The 13,735-nt window shown below is 75.3% G+C and carries 15 protein-coding genes; 8 read left to right on the forward strand and 7 right to left on the reverse strand.

Annotated features, from left to right (window positions below; all coding sequences use genetic code 11):
• Window positions 1-88 precede the first annotated feature (88 nt).
• Entirely contained in the window at window positions 89-1,396 is a 1,308-nt protein-coding gene (locus BS72_RS38350) for a GNAT family N-acetyltransferase (RefSeq protein WP_063836085.1), read from the forward strand.
• 10 nt (window positions 1,397-1,406) lie between these two features.
• On the opposite strand, the gene BS72_RS15780 is transcribed toward BS72_RS38350, so the two are convergent.
• Window positions 1,407-2,840: a glycoside hydrolase family 26 protein gene (locus BS72_RS15780; RefSeq protein ID WP_107498800.1), complete on the reverse strand. Its 1,434-nt coding sequence runs from the start codon at window positions 2,838-2,840 to the stop codon at window positions 1,407-1,409.
• Window positions 2,841-3,542: 702 nt separating this feature from the next.
• Between BS72_RS15780 and BS72_RS15785 the strand changes: the two genes are divergently transcribed.
• Window positions 3,543-3,950 (forward strand): tyrosinase family oxidase copper chaperone, encoded by a 408-nt coding sequence (locus BS72_RS15785; protein WP_078901397.1) that lies wholly within the window; start codon window positions 3,543-3,545, stop codon window positions 3,948-3,950.
• Window positions 3,951-3,978: 28 nt separating this feature from the next.
• A complete protein-coding gene (locus BS72_RS15790) occupies window positions 3,979-4,851 on the forward strand; it encodes a tyrosinase family protein (protein ID WP_037911217.1) in 873 nt (290 codons plus the stop codon).
• Window positions 4,852-4,989: 138 nt separating this feature from the next.
• Here BS72_RS15790 and BS72_RS15795 read toward each other — a convergent pair whose 3' ends face one another.
• Complete coding sequence (locus BS72_RS15795; RefSeq protein ID WP_037911218.1) at window positions 4,990-5,277, reverse strand: chaplin; 288 nt, start codon at window positions 5,275-5,277, stop codon at window positions 4,990-4,992.
• 263 nt (window positions 5,278-5,540) lie between these two features.
• Between BS72_RS15795 and BS72_RS15800 the strand changes: the two genes are divergently transcribed.
• Window positions 5,541-6,041: a DUF5949 family protein gene (locus BS72_RS15800; protein WP_037911219.1), complete on the forward strand. Its 501-nt coding sequence runs from the start codon at window positions 5,541-5,543 to the stop codon at window positions 6,039-6,041.
• 226 nt (window positions 6,042-6,267) lie between these two features.
• On the opposite strand, the gene BS72_RS15805 is transcribed toward BS72_RS15800, so the two are convergent.
• Window positions 6,268-6,534: a hypothetical protein gene (locus BS72_RS15805; protein ID WP_037911221.1), complete on the reverse strand. Its 267-nt coding sequence runs from the start codon at window positions 6,532-6,534 to the stop codon at window positions 6,268-6,270.
• Window positions 6,535-6,813: 279 nt separating this feature from the next.
• Here BS72_RS15805 and BS72_RS32395 point away from each other — a divergent pair, with 279 nt between their 5' ends.
• Complete coding sequence (locus BS72_RS32395) at window positions 6,814-7,962, forward strand: TolB-like translocation protein (RefSeq protein WP_051951156.1); 1,149 nt, start codon at window positions 6,814-6,816, stop codon at window positions 7,960-7,962.
• Here the strand turns inward: BS72_RS32395 and BS72_RS15815 are convergent.
• From BS72_RS15815 to BS72_RS15825, 3 genes are all read right to left on the reverse strand, one after another.
• The gene (locus tag BS72_RS15815) at window positions 7,947-8,540 is read right to left on the reverse strand and encodes a hypothetical protein (protein ID WP_037911222.1); all 594 of its coding nucleotides are present in this window, start codon (window positions 8,538-8,540) and stop codon (window positions 7,947-7,949) included. The two genes, BS72_RS32395 and BS72_RS15815, sit on opposite strands and share 16 nt — an antisense overlap.
• Window positions 8,541-8,641: 101 nt before the next feature.
• The gene (locus BS72_RS15820; RefSeq protein ID WP_037911224.1) at window positions 8,642-9,061 is read right to left on the reverse strand and encodes a DnaJ family domain-containing protein; all 420 of its coding nucleotides are present in this window, start codon (window positions 9,059-9,061) and stop codon (window positions 8,642-8,644) included.
• A 124-nt stretch (window positions 9,062-9,185) separates the two neighbouring features.
• Window positions 9,186-10,910, reverse strand: a complete 1,725-nt coding sequence (locus BS72_RS15825) for a SpoIIE family protein phosphatase (RefSeq protein ID WP_232792425.1) — start codon at window positions 10,908-10,910, stop codon at window positions 9,186-9,188.
• 318 nt (window positions 10,911-11,228) lie between these two features.
• Here BS72_RS15825 and BS72_RS15830 point away from each other — a divergent pair, with 318 nt between their 5' ends.
• Window positions 11,229-11,525: a type II toxin-antitoxin system VapB family antitoxin gene (locus BS72_RS15830; protein WP_037911225.1), complete on the forward strand. Its 297-nt coding sequence runs from the start codon at window positions 11,229-11,231 to the stop codon at window positions 11,523-11,525.
• Window positions 11,526-11,546: 21 nt separating this feature from the next.
• A complete protein-coding gene (locus BS72_RS15835; RefSeq protein ID WP_051951157.1) occupies window positions 11,547-12,254 on the forward strand; it encodes a LytR C-terminal domain-containing protein in 708 nt (235 codons plus the stop codon).
• Between the two features lie 151 nt (window positions 12,255-12,405).
• Here the strand turns inward: BS72_RS15835 and upp are convergent, their stop codons facing one another.
• Window positions 12,406-13,041, reverse strand: coding sequence for a uracil phosphoribosyltransferase (gene upp / locus BS72_RS15840; RefSeq protein WP_037911226.1), 636 nt, complete (start codon window positions 13,039-13,041; stop codon window positions 12,406-12,408).
• 334 nt (window positions 13,042-13,375) lie between these two features.
• Between upp and BS72_RS15845 the strand changes: the two genes are divergently transcribed.
• On the forward strand, window positions 13,376-13,648 hold the full coding sequence (locus BS72_RS15845; protein ID WP_407639043.1) for a hypothetical protein: 273 nt from the start codon (window positions 13,376-13,378) through the stop codon (window positions 13,646-13,648).
• The last annotated feature ends 87 nt before the right edge of the window (window positions 13,649-13,735 follow it).

Here is a 13,735-nt window from a genome sequence, read left to right on the forward strand (position 1 = left end):
GCCCCGCCGCACCCCTGCCGAGCCCGACGACCCCGACGGGCCCCACGAGCCCGAGGACCCCGACGGGCCGGTTTCTGCCGGATACGAGGTGGCCGTCTGCCGCGACACCGCGGGCTTCGCCGCCCTCGGCCCCGAGTGGTCGGCGCTGCACGGCCGCTGCCCGGAGGCCACACCGTTCCAGAGCCACGCCTGGCTCCACTCGTGGTGGCTGTCGTACGGGGGGCGCCGGGGGCGGCTGCGGGTCGTGGTGGTCCGGCACGGCGGGCGGCTGGTCGCGGCGGCGCCGCTGGCGCGGGTCGGCGGGCCGCTGCCCGCCGTGGTGCCGCTCGGCGGCGCGGTCACCGACTACTCCGACGTGCTGCTCGACCCGGCGCACCGCCCGGGCGCCGTCGACGCGCTGCTGGCCGGACTGCGCCGGGCCGCCCGCGGCGCGGTGCTCGACCTGCGCGAGGTGCGGCCGGGCGGCGCGGCCGAGTTGCTGTACACGCGGTGGGAGGGCCCCCGGCGGCGGCTGCCGGACTCGCTCTGCCTTGAGCTGCCGGGCGGCCCGATGGACGCGCTGATCGCCCGGGTGGGCAGCTCGCGCGGCCAGCGCATCCGCTCCGACCTGCGGAAGATCGCCGCCGCCGGGCTGGCCGAACGGCAGGTGCCGGTGGCTGAGGTACCGGCCGCCGTGGCACGGCTGCTGCGGCTGCACCAGGAGCAGTGGCGGGGGCGCGGCATCACCCCCGAGCATCTGAGGCCACGGTTCGCCGAGCACCTGGCACGCGCCTGCGGGGCGATGGCCGCCTCCGGCGAGGCGGCGGTCACCGAGTTCCGGCTCCCCTCCGCGCAGGGCGCACCGGACACTCCGGGTGCGCCGGACGAACAGGGCGCACCGGACACACCGGACGCACCGGGCGAAGGCCGAGAGGCCGACGCGGGCGCTCGCCCTCACCCGGACGGCGGTACGGCCGACGGACCCGGCGGCGAACTGGTGGCCGCCGACCTCACGCTGCTGTCGCCCGCGCTCTGCGGCGGCTACCTCTTCGGTGCCCGGCCGGCCGCGCTGCGCGCCGCGCGGGTCGACACCACCACGCTGCTGATGCGGCTGGGCGCGCGCCACACCGCGGAGGGCGGGCTGCCGGTGCTGAGCCTGCTGCGGGGGGACGAGCCGCACAAGGCGCACTGGCGTCCCGGACGGGCCGTCAACTCCCGGCTGATGATGGCCGGCCCGTTCTCCGCGCCGCTGCTCGCCGCACGGTACGCCCCGGCCTCCGCCCGCGCCCGACTGCGCGGCCGCCCACTGCCGAGGCTGCGCGCCGCACGGGCCCGGCTCATGGCCCTGCGGGCGGCCCTGGCGGAGCGGGCCGCGCGGGTCCGCCGCGACGGTCAGCGGGACCGGCGCGAACGCTGAGCCCGGCAGTTCAGGACGCCACCGGGTCCTGAGCCCGGCAGTTCAGGACGCCACGGGGTCCTGAGCCCGGCGGTTCAGGACCCCGTGGCGCGGCTGAGGGCGGCGATCGGGGCGCCGTCGGCCGCGCCGCCCGAGGGCCGCACGAGCGGCTCCGGGCTCGCCGGCGGCGCGGCCGGCGTCGTCCCCTCGGGCGCGGGGACCGCCGGGACGGCGGCGGGCGCCGAGGGGCCGCCTGGCCGTGCGGCGGCGTGCCGGCCGGGCTGGGGGACGGGCCCGCAGGCCGGGCAGCGGGGGAAGCGGCCGGCTGCTCGGCGGCGGACGGACCGTCTGACGCGCCGGTGGACGGCGCCGAGGTGTCGATCGGCGGGGGCGCCGAGGCGGTCTGCCGGCCGTAGAGCATGATCCGGTAGACCTTGGCCGCCTGCGGGTTCTGGTCGCACTCCCGGATGCCGTGCGGGCAGTAGTCGGTGAGGGTCTGGTAGAGCGCGTGGTGGGTGTTGATCCAGGTGAGCATCAGCGTCATCCAGTCCGGGTCGTCGCCGTTCTGGAAGAGGCCCCACTCCGGGTAGGAGACCGGTTTTCCGTGTTCGCCCGCGAAGTCCACCTGCTCCTGGAGGCCGTACGGCTCGGTCACCTGGTCGTAGAAGGACTCGCCCGCGGGCTGGTCGTAGGAGTCCATGCCGATGACGTCCACCACGCCGTCGCCCGGGTAGCACTCGGTCCACGGGATCGCGTCCTGGCCGCGGCTGGGCGCGAAGTCGAAGCGGAAGTGCTGGCCGGGCACCGCGCGCATCGCGGCCACGATCCGGTTCCAGTACTCCTTCCAGCCGGCCGGGTCGGGCCCGCAGCGGTGGGTGTAGGTGACGCCGTTCATCTCCCAGCCGAGCACGATCACCGTGTCCGGCACGCCGAGCCGCACCAGGCGGCGGGCCAGCGCGGTGAAGTGCGCGTCGTCGGCGCCCCGCGCGCCCTGGTCGATCAGGGCGCGCACGTCGGCGTCGGACACGCCGCCCTCGTCGTCCTCCTGCATGGGGACGTTGAGCACGAACATCCGCCCGGACCGGGCGCGGGTCCACTGCGCCCAGGGCGCCAGCTGCGCGTCCTCGCCCTCGATGCCCTGCCAGCTGTCGCCCGGCAGGTAGGTGTGGGCGACCCGCACCGGCGTACCGCCGAGCCAGGACTGGAGGTCCGCCAGGGCCGCCACGCCCTCCGGACCCGAGTCGGTGAAGGCGCCCAGCGGGGGGATCTCGTCGGCGCCGGCCCTGGCCGCCGCGCCGTCCGCCGCCACGGCCGAGGTCCCGTCGGCGGCCGGCACGCCCGCCGTACCGGGCCGCGCGGACACCGAGTCGTCGCGGACCGCCGTCGCCGTCAGGCCGCTGAGTGCCAGCGCCGCAGCGGCCAGCACCACCCCCGTCCTCCCCCGCAACCGGTACCGGTCGGCCATGGATCGCTCCTCGCTCGAAAACGGCGGCACCCTGGCCGCCCCTCTGTGCGGTAATTCATAACGTACGAAGAATTGACGGCCAGACATCTGCGCGCCGACCACCGGCGTGCCGCCCCCGTCCGGCCCCACAGCGTCCCTTCACACCGGCCACCACTCTCGTGAGGGGCGCGGCAGCCACCCCAGGGAGGGCCGCCGGAACGGCCACCGGGACAGCCGCCAGGAGAGCCACCGGGACGGCCCGCGCCGGGGGCACCCGGCCGCCGATCCGCCCCGGCGCGCGGGCGGAAGGAACGTTACGTCAGAAGTATTCCCGCAGGTCAGCTCGGCCTCACCGGGAATCGGCCGCACTCCGGCGCGTCCGCCGGGCCGTTCCCGCCGTCCCGCCAACCGCCGGTCCCGCGCACGCCCTTCCGCACCACGGCGTGCGCCCCGCCGACCACGCCCGCCCCCTGGTTCCACGTATCCACGCCTGCACCTCACGGGGCTTTCGGCGCCGATTCCGTGCCGTTCCAGCACCGTTGGCGCACCGGGGGGATTCCGCTCCTTACCAGGAAGACGCCGAGACCCGACGGAAGACAGGAAGAGTCGATATCACTCGGGCGGATGAATTCCACGACTGCTTTTGCCGATAATCGGCTCCAATCCACGGTTCTCCCGCCCCCCGGCGCCACGATGAGGCCCGGACTCACGGAAGGGGTCGGCATGGTCTCGCGCAGGCGAGTGCTGAGGACCGGGTTCACCACCGCCGCCGCCGTGTCGGGCACCGCCGCGGCGCTGCTGCCCGTCACGGCCGGGAGCCACACCGCCGGCAGCGCCACCGCTCCCGGCGACCCGGGCCCCGACGACGGGAAGCCGGGCGGCGCGCTCTTCGACGAGGTGTACCGGGGCCGCCACATCCAGGGCTACCACGCCCCCGACGAGCCCTCCGGGGTGGCCGTGCTGGTGGACGGCCGCCAACTCGACCTGATGCGCCGGGTGGACGGCAGCTTCATCAGCATGGCCAACCACTACCAGCCGTACCTGACCCCGGTGGAGACCGCCCGAGCGGCCGTCGACGTCATCGGGCGGGCCCAGCTGTCCGAGGCCGCCGCCGTCATGCACCACCACTGACCGACCGAGCGCGAAGGGTCCGCGAAGCGTGTACACCCGCATGAACCAGCGCAACCTCACCAGCGACCAGCGCTCCCGGTTCGTCAACGCCGTGCTCCAGCTCAAACACCTCGGCCGGTACGACAAGTACGTCAAGCTGCACGCCCAGTACTTCGCCGCCGACGGGGAGACGGGGCTGCGGATGGCCCACATGGCCCCCACGTTCTTCCCCTGGCACCGCCAGTTCCTGCTGGTCTTCGAGCACGAGCTCCAGATGATCGACCCCTCGGTCACCATCCCGTACTGGGACTGGACCGCGGACCGCTCCACCACCTCGGCGCTGTGGGACGACGACTTCATGGGCGGCGACGGCCGCTCCAGCGACGGCCAGGTGACGTCCGGGCCGTTCGCCTACCGCAACGGCGGATGGCCGATCAACTTCGGCGTCACGAAGGAGAAGTACCTCACCCGCTCCATGGGCCGGCCGGACCGCCCGATCGTGCTGCCGACCTCGGACGAGCTGTCGAGCGCGCTGTCCATCTCCACCTACGACACCTCGCCGTGGAACTCCGCGCCGGGCACCCGGGGCTTCCGCAACACGATCGAGGGGTGGACGGTCGACGAGTCCAAGGGCGGCTACCTGCACAACCGGGTCCACCAGTGGGTCGGCGGCCAGATGACCGGCGGCGCCTCCCCGAACGACCCGATCTTCTGGCTGCACCACTCCTTCATCGACCTGATCTGGGTGCGCTGGCAGCGGCAGCACCCGAACTCCGCCTTCTACCTGCCGTCCCGCCCGCTGGCCGCGAACGACCCCCAACACGGCCGGCTGCTCAGCCTGGACGAGCCGATGCCCCCGTTCAACGTGAAGCCCTCCACGCTGCTGGACCACCGCCGGTACTACACCTACGAGGAGAACTGACCCCGCGCGCCTGCCCGCACGCACCCCGCACGCCGGCGCCCGCACACCGGCCCGCCGGCCCGCGGAAGGTCCCGGCACGACGCGAGCGGCCCCCGCCCCGAGGCTCGGGACGGGGGCCGCTGCCACGCGGGAGACGGCTCAGTACTGGCCGCCGGCGGCGACCGGGGCGATGCCCAGGCCGCTGGACGAGCTGTTCACGCAGGTGTTGCCGAAAGCGGGGTTGAGCAGCCCGACGATGTCGATGGTGTTGCCGCAGACGTTCACCGGCACGTGCACCGGCACCTGGATGACGTTGCCGGACAGGACGCCCGGCGAGCCCAGAGCGGCGCCCTCGGCACCGGCGTCGGCCGAGGCCGCACCCGCGCCAGCGGCCAGGGCGGCACCAACGGCGGCGGTCAGGGCCGCAGCCTTCGCGATACGCGACATCACGTTCTCCTTGAGAGACAGTTCGGGTACAGGAACAGCCGCAGCGCTGCGACGTTGCCACCCAGCGCAACGGCCCGGGGCGCGGATGGTCACGCTGGTTCGGCCGAACCGGTGAGTGCCTCCGGTCGATCCCGGCCGGAACCGTCCCGAACCGGCCCGCACCGGCGAGGGGATGACACGTTCGGGGGAATCCCCGCCCAGGCGTCGCCCGCTGAGGTGACATCGGCGCCGTCGCCGCCCGCCCGGCCGCTAGGGTCCGGCGCATGAGCCAGACCAACACCGCCGCCGGACCGCCCCTCCAGAGCCGTATGGGCACTCTCATGGTGATCCCGTGGGCCGGGGCCGACGACGACGGCGTCGACATGCCGTTCCTGATGGCCTACTCGCTCGGCGACGGGCCCGCGGGCCCCGAGGCCGGCCAGGAGGCGGTGCTGGCCGCGGCCGCCGAGGTGGGGCTGCCCGTCGGCGGCGCCATCCTCGACCTCGCGGAGGCCCAGCGGAACGACGTGCGGCTGCTGGTGGAGGCCGGCAAGGCCGTTCTGACGATGCCGTACCTGAAGGTCACCTGCCCGGTGCCCGAGCAGTGGACGGCCGCCGCCCGCGCCCGCGGCTCGGTCTACTTCATCCTGGCCAGCCGCCCCTGGCCGGGCGCGGTGGCGGGCGCGCCGGTCAGCGAGGAGCAGCTGCGCGCCTTCGCCTCCGACGAGAGCGTGCTGCGCACCGCCGCGCACGTCCTCGTCCCCGTCGGCAGCATCCGGCGCTGACACCTCCCCTCCCCCGGTCCGCCGCCGGGACCGCCGGGACCGCCGCGCCCTCCCGCACCCCCGCACCGTGCCGGGGGCCGCTGGGCCGCCGGTGCACTGGGCCACTGGTGCACTGGTCTGCTGGTCTGCTGGTCGCCACGAACGTGCCGGTCCGCCGGAACATGCCGAAGGGGTGCCCCTCCGCGGTGGAGGGGCACCCCTTCGGTGCTGTGGACGCGGGAGCTGGTCAGCCGTTGACCAGCTGGTTGCCCGCGCTCACCACCTGGGCGCCGCCCTGCACGGCCTGGTTCACGTCGGCCATCTTGGAGCCGACGCCGGACTGCTGGAGCACGCTGGAGGCGGCACCGCCCGCCTGCTGTCCCGCGTCCGCGGCGGTCAGCGCGGTGCCGGTCAGGGTGGAGCTGAGGTCGGCCGCCTGAGCGGCGACGGGGACGGCGGCGGCCATCGCGAAGGCTCCGAGGGCGGCGGTGGTGATGGTGCGGAATACGTTCATGGCCCGTACAACGCCCGCGCGGTCCTCAGGGCACGCCCCGGACGGCCAGCCGTCAGCACCCGTACGCGGACTTCACCCGCGCGGGGCCGCCGGGCTCACCCGGACAGCCCATCAGGCGAGCTTGGCCCACCACCCCGGGCCGGCGCATCCCCTGTTGCCAGGTCGTGACAACCGCCTTACACCGTCGGGAAATCGGCGCCGCACCCTGCTGGCAGGGACCGACTCGCCGTGCCCGGCACGGCGCCCGCACGCGACCGCACCGCTTCCAGGGGGAACCTCATGTCCGCGAACGCCACCAGACGCCGCACCACCGCCATCGCCCTCGCGGCCGGCCTCACCGCGGGGGCGACCCTCGCCCTGTGCGGCTGCGGCTCGAAGGGCGGCTCCGACGCCGCCGCGTCCAGCGCGGCGTCGCCCAGGACCTCGGCCTCGACCCCGGCCGACACCGCGTCCGCGACCGCCTCCCCGTCCGCCTCCCCGTCCGCCTCCCCGTCCGCCTCCGGCACGGCCGGCGCGGGCAGCGGGGGCAGTGCGGCCAGCGCGCCCGGGCAGAGCGCCCGTACCGCCGCGTCGACCGCACCCCTCAACGGCACCAAGGGCACCGGCCTGACCATCAGCGACGGCAGCCGGTACGTCGTGATGAACGGCACCCGGGTGGACTTCGGCACCCCCGTACGGGACCTGTCCTGGTCCCCGGACGGCCGCCGCGCCGCCTTCGTGGACGGTGCCGGCGACCTCGCCGTCAGCCGCCCGGACGGCACCGGCCGGGTGGTCGTGGCCCGCGACACCGGCGGCCAGGTCTGGTCGCACCCGGCGTGGCTGACCCGTGCGGCGTCCCCGCAGGACAGCCTGCCCCCGCTGGACGAACTCGTCTTCACCGCTGCCGGGCCCGGGGCCGGCGGCACCACCCGCCTGTACTCCGTGCCCGCGTCCGGCGGCACCCCGCAGCTCCTCGGCCTGAGCGGCGAGCCCGGCGGCTCCGACGTCAAACCGCTGCCGAAGACCGGCAACACCTGGGCCGCCGGGGGCGGCGACGCGGGCACCATCGTCTACGAGAACACCGCCGACGGGCAGGTCTACATCCGCGACGACAACCTGCGCCAGCAGGGCTCCGCCCTCACCAAGGGCTCCGAACCGACGCTCGCGGGCGGCGAGAACGCGGACGACGAGGGATCGGAGATCGTCTTCGTCCGCTCGGTCGACGGGCACGACCACCTCTTCGCCGGGCACTTCACCGCCGACGGCCCCGTCTACCAGGACCTCACCCCGCACGCGGCCACCAACTACGCCGAGCCCGCGCTCTCCCCCGACGGCCGGCAGATCGCCGCCCGCACCCCCGACGGCGTCGTCGTCCTGCCCGCCGACGGCTCGGCCGCCCCGGTGCGCGTCTCCGGCTACCACGGCCTCCCGGCCTACCGTCGCTCCTGACCGCCGCGGGCCAACTCGGCCCGCAGCTCCGCCAGGAGGGTGTCGGACGTGTCGTAGGGCAGGAACTCCAGCACGTCCAGGAAACGGAACAGCGTGCGGTTCGCGGTCACCGCGAACTCGTACTCGGCGAACCCCACCACCGCGCCCAGCGCCCCCCGCGCCGTGCCCCGCACCACGTGCGAGGTCAGCTCGTCGGGGTGCTCGGCGCCCACCCCGCGGCGGGCGTTGGGCCGGGCGAGGTAGGGGCAGACCATCGCGGCGTAGAGCATGCACGCCCGGTGGCCCGGCCCCTCGGAGGTCGGCGCCATGTTGCGGTACGGCAGCCCGGCGGCCAGCGCGGCGCCGACCGCCCCGGCCTCGGTGGCGCCCACCACCCGCCACACCGGGCCGCGCGGCATCAGCGTGCCGCACACCGAGCACAGCCGCTCCCGCGCGCACTCGGCGCTGCGGCCGTGGTCGGTGAGGGCGAACCTGGGCTCCTCGCCGACCCACGGGGTGATCGCCGGCACCGGGTAGCCGCGGGCGTCACGCGGCCGGGCCCCGACGGCGTCCGGCCGCGGTACGGCGTCGAATCGCACGACCCTCCCCTGTCAGCGGCGGGCGCCCGCGGTCAGCCCCTCGCCTGCACCGCGTGCCCGGCCACGGTCGGTCCTCGCCCACGTCGCGTGCCCGTCCGCGGTCAGGACGCGGCCGGCCCGCCCTCGGCCCGGCCCTCGCGCCACTCGGCGACGATCTGCTCGACGTCGAAGGGCGCCAGGTTCAGCGGCGGCCCCTCGGGCGGCCGGCGGATCGCCTCCCTGATCCGCTCGTTGACCTTCTCCAGGACGCGCCGCACCTGGACCTCGGTACCGGCCGCGCGCGCCTCGGCGAGGGCGTCCTCCGCCTCCTTGCGCAGCACCAGCGACGGCGGCAGGAAGGACAGGCCCTCCCGCCGCATCTTGTCCTTGACCCACCACAGTTCGTCGTAGGCGGCTCCGGACGACGGGAGCGGCTTGCCCAGCCCGGCCAGCCCCTCGAAGGCGCCGCGCTGCTCCGCCTCCCGGATCTGCCGGTCCGCCCACGTCTCGAAGGGGACGCCGGGCGGCTTCCGTTCGGTCATGCGGACTCCTCACCCCTCGTGATCCGCAGAGTTCCCCTCCGAGGTTAACAACCCGCCCGTCCCTCCGGCAGGGTCCCGTGGCCCCTCTCCCGTTCCCGGGGCGGCCCGGTGGTGAGGGGGCGCCTCAGCCCAGCGGCGGCATGAAGACGGCGCGGGCGGCGAGGAGGGCGACGTCGTCCTCGGTCGGGCCTGGGGCCAGGCGGTGGACGACGCGGGCCAGCAGGGCGTCGAGCGGGCCGTCGGCCTGCTGGAGGCGCAGCCCGGCGAGGCGGGCGAGCGAGGTGTCGATGTCCTCGGTGCGGCGTTCCACCAGGCCGTCCGTGTAGAGCAGCAGCACGTCGCCCCGCTCCCACTCGACGGCCACGGTGGCGTAGCCGCCGCCCAGGTCGGCGCCGAGGGGCGGCCCCGGGGGGACGTCGAGCAGGGTCACCGTGCCGACGGCGGTGACGCGGGCCGGCGGGAGGTGGCCGGCGGCCGCGAACCAGGCCGTACGGCGGCGCGGGTCGACCACCCCGAGCAGGCAGGTACCGGGCCGGCCGGTGCCGCCGGCCGACAGCAGGGCGTCGATCCGGTTGAGCATCAGGTGCGGCGCGTCCTCCTCGGCGGCCACCACCCGCAGCATCGACCGGTAGCGGCTCATCTCGACCGCCGCCTCGACCCCGTGGCCCATCACGTCCCCCAGGGCCAGCAGCGTCCGTCCGCCCGGCATCGCCAGCACGTCGAACCAGTCGCCTCCCACCAGGTCCGTCTCGCCGGCCGGCAGGTAGCGGGTGGCCACGTCGACGTTCGGCCCCGGCAGACCCGGTTCGGCCAGCAGCGCCCGTTGGAGCTCCACGGCGATGGCGTGCTCCCTGCTGTAGCGGCGCGCGTTGTCCAGGCTGATCGCGGCCCGCTCGGCGAGCGCCCGGGCCACCGCGACGTCCTCCTCGTCGAAGCCGGGCGACGTGCCGGCCCGCACCATGCTGACCGTGCCGATCCGGGCGCCGCGGGCCGCGAGCGGTACGACCAGCGCCGAGTGGATGCCCGCCTTCCGGTAGGCGCCGACCCGTTCCACGTTGGGCGCGGAGCGGCCCAGCTCCTCGTCCGGCAGCAGGTTCAGGACGATCGGGCGGCCGCTCTCCAGGCAGCGCGGGATCGCCGAGTCCGGCTGGTAGTCGACGTACTCGCCGGGTCGGCCGAAGTCCCCCACCTTGCCGTGCAGCACCGGGCGCGAGCTCATCGCGGCCCGCCGCAGCCGGACGGTGCCCTCGGGCGGCGGGCGCATCCCGTCCTGGTCGCCGCTGGAGAGCACCTCGACCGTCGCGGTGTCCGCCAGCACCTCCACCAGCAGGTCGCACAGCTCCTGGCAGGTCCGGTCCATCTCCAGGGTGGAGCCGATCCGCACCGCCGCCGCGTCCAGCACCAGCAGCCGCTCCCGGGCCCGTTCCAGCTCGTGGTGGGAGGCCCGGTCGGCGCTCACCTCCACCAGGACCGCGCCGAGGCCGAGCACTCTTCCGTCCGGGGCCTCCATCCGGTGGTAGCTGCTGTGCCAGTAGCGGCGGACGTGCTCGGAGTCGGCGCGGGTCTGGCCGCTGGTGTCGCCGGCCCGGGGCACGCCGTCGGCCAGCACCCGGCGCATCATGCCCTCGTCCGCGTGCACGCCCGGCACCACCTCGCTGATGAGCCGGCCGACGTGCTCGGCCGCCGGCACGCCGTTCATCCGGGCCAGCGCCGGGTTGACCCAGACGTAGCGCAACCCGGTGTCCAGCAGTGCCACCCCGGCCTGCGTGCCGTCCAGCAGGGTCCGCCACGGGTCGCCGCCGAGGGCCCGCCACATGCCGCTGCCGGGTGGGCCGCCTTCCGCACCCATCGGCAGTCCTCCTCCCGCGTCCGCCGACCCGCCTGGTCGCCGCCGGCGCACCCTTTGCTCCCGGTCCGTCCCGTGCTGTGCTCCGTGCCCTGTGCCCTGTCCGCCGTACGCCCCCTGTGCCCTGTGATCACCGTGGCCGTTCGCGTGCCGCCGTCCGGGAGCGCCGGGCGGGTGGGCCCGCGGCGGTCCCGGACGGCGGCACGTTCTCCTGCCACCCTGCCCGGAGCGCGACGATTCGGCGATTCAGGGGGATTCGTCCGGCCGACCGGCCGGGCGTCGAGGCTGCACCCGGTTGCGCCGGGCCGGTAGGCTTTCCGTGTGATCTTCAAGCGCATCGGACAGGGGCGGCCGTACCCCGACCACGGCCGGGTGAGCACGCGCGACTGGGCGGAGGTCGCCCCCCGTCCTGTGCGGCTGGACCAGCTGGTGACCACCAAGGGCCAGCTCGACCTGGAGACACTGCTGGCCGAGGACTCCACCTTCTACGGCGATCTGTTCGCCCACGTAGTGAAGTGGCAGGGCGACCTGTACCTGGAGGACGGTCTGCACCGGGCGGTACGCGCGGCGCTCCAGCAGCGTCAAGTGCTGCATGCCCGGGTCCTGGAGATGGACTGACAATCCGCTTACGCTGCGCATATGAGCATGCTGACCCCCTCGGGGATGGGCGGGAAGTACCGGATCACGGGCACCGCGTACCCGCGTATGCGCCCACCCCGGCGGCGCGGACGCGTGGTGGCGGTCCTGTGCGCCGCTGTCGTCGCCCTCGGCCTGCTGGGCTGGGGCGGGCTCCAGCTCTACTCCGTCTTCACCGGCCGCGGCGGCGACAAGAAGGCGAGCGCCGCCCCCCAGGACCGCCCGTCGTGCGCCCCCACGACCCCGCCGGCCGCCAGCGGCAAGCCGCTCGTCCTGCCGCAGCCCGAGAAGGTGGTGATGAACGTCTACAACGCCACCGAACACGGCGGCCTGGCCAAGGCCACCGCCGACGAACTGGCCAGCCGGGGCTTCAAGGTGGCGAAGTTCGGCAACGCGCCCGTGGCCTACATCACGAAGATCCCCCAGTCGGCCCTGGTGCTGGCGGGCCCGGCCGGCGAGGCGGCGGCCCGCGAGGCGGGCACCCAGGTGGCGGGCTCGCTGGTGAAGATCGACCCGAACCGCAAGGGCGACACCGTCGATCTGATGATCGGCAACACCTTCGGCAAGCTCGCCACGCCCGCACAGGCCGCGGCGGCCCGGGTGACAGCGGCCAACCCGCCCGCGCCCAAGCCCAGCTGCGCCCCGACCACCGGGAGCGGCAAGAGCAGCGCGAGCGGCAAGAACGACACGGCTCGGACCACCAAGCACTGACGCCCGGCGGCTCCGCGACCGACCGGACCCGGGAGTCCCGCCGCCGACCGGACCCGATGGTCCCTCAAACGGCCGGGCCCGCACCCCCGAACGGGTGCGGGCCCGATGTCCTCGATCCGCGTGCCCCGGCAAGCCCACCGGGGCGGATTCCTCAGCCGGCCGCGCCGTAGAGGCGGTCGCCCGCGTCCCCGAGGCCGGGGACGATGAAGCCCTGCTCGTCCAGCCGCTCGTCCACGGCCGCGGTGACGACGGTGACCGGCTGGCCGGCCAGCTCGCGCTCCATCAGCGCCACGCCCTCCGGCGCGGCCAGCAGGCACAGCGCCGTCACGTCGTCGGCGCCGCGCTCGATCAGCAGGCGGATCGCCGCGACGAGCGTGCCGCCGGTGGCCAGCATCGGGTCGACCACGTACACCTGCCGGCCGGACAGGTCCTCCGGCATCCGGGTGGCGTAGGTCTCGGCCTGGAGGGTGTCCTCGTTGCGGACCATGCCGAGGAAGCCGACCTCGGCGGTGGGCAGCAGCCGGACCATGCCGTCGAGCATGCCGAGGCCCGCCCGGAGGATCGGTACGACCATGGGGCGCGGGTGGGACAGCCGCACACCCGTGGTCGCGGCGACCGGGGTGCGGATGTCGACCTGCTCGGTGCGCACGTCCCTGGTCGCCTCGTAGGCGAGGAGCGTGACCAGCTCGTCGGCGAGCCGCCGGAAGGTCGGGGAGTCGGTGCGCTGGTCGCGCAGGGTGGTGAGCTTGTGCGCGACCAGCGGGTGGTCGACGACGTGGAGACGCATGGGAACGACTGTAACCGGCCCGCCGGGCTGTCGTGCCCGGAGCCCGGCGGGCCCGGACGGCCGCCGGGGACGCTGCCGCACCTGGTCGTCGGGGGCGTCGCAGCCCCGCCCGCCGCGTTCGCGAGCCAGTCATGGGCCAGTCCTGAGCCAGCCATATGGTCTTATCCGCGCTGATCCGGCCCCCCTTGCGACCCGGTGGCGGCTTCGCGGTAGCCCCCCTTTGCGACCGGCCCCGGGGTAAACGGGCCGAACGGGGGAAACAGCCTGTCGTACACCCGTGACAGCCAGGACGGTGACCATGCCGGAGCCGGACAGCAGCAGCCGCACCAGCCGCATCAGCGGCGAGGAGAGCGTCGAGGAGGCCGGAGGCCGGGTACGCGAGGCCGGGGAGCCGTCCCGCGAGGACGCCCACGAGGACGCCCCGGGGGAAACCCGGGAGCGCGGCCAGGAGGGCGACCAGGAGCGGGACCGGGAGCGCCGCAGCCGGCGCGCGGCCTTCCTGCGGGAGCTCAGCGAGGCACGGGCGCTGCGCGACCGGGTGCAGCCGCGGCGGGCGAAGTCGGTCCGGCTGCGCCAGCAGATGCGGATGCGTACGTTCCGCTGGTGAGCACCGCCCGCCGTCCGGACGGGGCCCGCGCCGGGCCGCGACCGGGCCGTGGAGGGTCCGCCCGCGCCCCCGGCGACCGTGGTCCGT

Source organism: Actinacidiphila yeochonensis CN732, assembly GCF_000745345.1.
Lineage (GTDB): Bacteria > Actinomycetota > Actinomycetes > Streptomycetales > Streptomycetaceae > Actinacidiphila > Actinacidiphila yeochonensis.

Bases quoted from the DNA above. Each gene is read 5' to 3' on its own strand.
- BS72_RS15825 (WP_232792425.1), bottom strand. From the start codon at position 10,910: ATGGGTGCGGAAGGCGGCCCACCCGGCAGCGGCATGTGGCGGGCCCTC.
- BS72_RS15795 (WP_037911218.1), bottom strand. From the start codon at position 5,277: ATGTCGCGTATCGCGAAGGCTGCGGCCCTGACCGCCGCCGTTGGTGCC.
- BS72_RS15800 (WP_037911219.1), top strand. From the start codon at position 5,541: ATGAGCCAGACCAACACCGCCGCCGGACCGCCCCTCCAGAGCCGTATG.
- BS72_RS15820 (WP_037911224.1), bottom strand. From the start codon at position 9,061: ATGACCGAACGGAAGCCGCCCGGCGTCCCCTTCGAGACGTGGGCGGAC.
- BS72_RS15780 (WP_107498800.1), bottom strand. From the start codon at position 2,840: ATGGCCGACCGGTACCGGTTGCGGGGGAGGACGGGGGTGGTGCTGGCC.
- BS72_RS32395 (WP_051951156.1), top strand. From the start codon at position 6,814: ATGTCCGCGAACGCCACCAGACGCCGCACCACCGCCATCGCCCTCGCG.
- BS72_RS15785 (WP_078901397.1), top strand. From the start codon at position 3,543: ATGGTCTCGCGCAGGCGAGTGCTGAGGACCGGGTTCACCACCGCCGCC.
- upp (WP_037911226.1), bottom strand. From the start codon at position 13,041: ATGCGTCTCCACGTCGTCGACCACCCGCTGGTCGCGCACAAGCTCACC.
- BS72_RS15805 (WP_037911221.1), bottom strand. From the start codon at position 6,534: ATGAACGTATTCCGCACCATCACCACCGCCGCCCTCGGAGCCTTCGCG.
- BS72_RS15835 (WP_051951157.1), top strand. From the start codon at position 11,547: ATGAGCATGCTGACCCCCTCGGGGATGGGCGGGAAGTACCGGATCACG.